This window comes from Kroppenstedtia guangzhouensis (genome assembly GCF_014637345.1).
Classification (GTDB): Bacteria; Bacillota; Bacilli; order Thermoactinomycetales; family DSM-45169; genus Kroppenstedtia; species Kroppenstedtia guangzhouensis.
The window spans coordinates 1-2,397 of record NZ_BMEX01000052.1; the positions used below are offsets into that span (position 1 = coordinate 1).

1 protein-coding gene is annotated in these 2,397 nt (G+C 57.5%); it reads left to right on the forward strand.

What is annotated here, in order from left to right; genetic code table 11:
• Positions 1–2,397: condensation domain-containing protein (locus IEV46_RS17680; protein ID WP_188433922.1), on the forward strand; the 2,397-nt coding region annotated here is incomplete at both ends.

Here is a 2,397-nt window from a genome sequence, read left to right on the forward strand (position 1 = left end):
GTGGAGGGGCAGCGGACGATCCCGATCGGGAAACCCCTGTCCAACACCACATGCTATGTGCTGGACCGTCAGGGTCGTCCCCAACCGATCGGGGTACCGGGGGAATTGTGGATCGGGGGCGACGGAGTGGCCCGGGGCTACCTGAACCGCCCGGAATTGACGGCGGAGCGGTTTGTGGAGAATCCCTTGGTGCCGGGAGAGCGTCTGTACCGAAGCGGGGATCTGGTCCGGTGGTTGCCGGGAGGAGAGCTGGAGTACCTGGGACGGATCGACGAACAGGTGAAGATCCGGGGTCACCGCATCGAACTGGGAGAGATCGAGTCGCGTCTGTTGGAACACCCCTCAGTGGAGGAGGCGGTGCTGGTAGCCCGTCGGGATGAAGCGGGTCACTCCTTCCTGGCGGCGTATCTGACGGGACAATCTGTGGCGGATGCCGACCTGCGCCGTCATCTGAGCGAAACCCTTCCGGAGTACATGGTGCCCTCCTCCTTCACCTTTTTGGAGGCGCTGCCCCTCACCCCAAACGGAAAAGTGGACAAAAGGGCGTTGCCGGAACCGGTGACCCGGTCGGAGGAGCAAAGCTCCCCGGCGACGGAGACAGAACGGGCGTTGGCGACGATCTGGGCAGAAGTGTTGGGGCGGGAAACCGGGGTGAACGAGCACTTCTTTGAAGTGGGAGGCCATTCCCTCAAGGCGATGGTGTTGACCGCCCGGATCCATAAGGAACTGGGGAAGGAAGTGCCGTTGTCCGAAGTGTTTGCCCGGCCGACGATCCGGGAGATGGCGGCGTGGATGGACGATCAGGAGCAGCGGGTCTCTTCCGAGATTCAGCCGGTGGGCGAACGGGAGCACTACCCTGTCTCCGCCGCCCAGCGCCGGATGTACACCATGCAACAACTGGAAGGATTCAAAAGTGGAGTCGGTTACAATATATCGCATATGTGGGAAATTAAAGGTGAGTTGGACAAAGATCGCTTGGAGAGAAGTTTGCGGGAGTTGATCCAACGACATGAGTCCCTCCGCACCTCCTTTCACCTTTTGGGAAATGAATTGGTGCAATGTGTGCATTCAGATGTGGTGTGGAATCTGGAAATTATGGAACCGATGGGGATCCCGGAAGAGGATTTTGCAAAGTATGCTGAAGCTTTTGTGCGGCCCTTTGATTTGGAAAAAGCTCCCCTGTTCCGTGCGGCCCTGGTGGTATTGGAGGATCACCGTCATCTGTTGTTGATGGATTTGCATCACATTATTTCCGACGGGGTTTCCATGGATGTACTGATGCGGGACTGGTCGGCGCTGTACCGGGGAGAGGAGTTGGAAGCACCGCGGATTCAGTACAAGGATTACGCCGTTTGGCAACAGTCGGAGTCCCGGCGGAAGGCCATGGAAAAGCAGGAAGGGTACTGGATACAACGTTTTGCCGACGGGGTGCCGGTGCTGGAGTTGCCCACGGACTTTCCACGGCCCGCTGTGGCACAGTTTAAAGGAGCCGTCACGGAATTCCGGGCGGATGAAGCTCTCACTGCCGAAGCGAAACGGTTGGCTCTTGAGACAGATACGACCTTATATACGGTTTTGCTGGCGGCGTACCATGTGTTGCTTTCCAAATACAGCGGGCAGGATGACATTGTGATCGGGACTGCGGTGGCGGGACGTCCCCATGCGGATCTGGAGCAAGTGGTCGGGATGTTTGTCAATACCTTGGCATTGCGGCATCAATCCCGTCCGGAGGAAAGCTTCCGCGATTTTCTCGCCCGGGTGCGGGAACAGGTGGTACAGGCACAGGAACATGGGGATTACCCCTTTGAGGAGTTGGTGGAGCGACTGGAGTTGCCCCGGGACTTGGGGCGCCATCCCCTGGTGGACACTCTGTTTGTCATGCAAAACATGGATTATGATGGGCTTCATTTACAGGGCTTAAGCATACATCCCCGTCTGTTGGAACGACGAAATGCCAAGTATGATCTGACAGTCGCTGTGATCGAGGAAGAGCAGGAAGCTCTGTTCAATGTGGAATATAGGTCCGATTTGTTCCGACCGGAGACGATTCGGCGGATGGGCGTACACTTCCTTAACTTACTGAAACAGATTTTGAGGGATCCAGACCGGAAGATCGCTGAATTGGAATTGGTCACCGAGGATGAAAAAGAGCAACTCCTGCACACCTTTAACGACACCCGGGTGTCATATCCGAAGGATGCGACCCTGGTCTCGCTGTTTGAGGAACAGGCAGCCCGTCAGGGGAACCGGGTGGCGGTGAAAAGGGGAGAGAGGGTTCTCACCTACCGGGAATTGAACGAAGAAGCCAACCGGCTGGCCCATGCCCTGCGGGAGCGGGGATTGGCCCGGGAAGAGGTGGTGGGACTTCACTTCGACCGGACCCCGGAGATGATCATC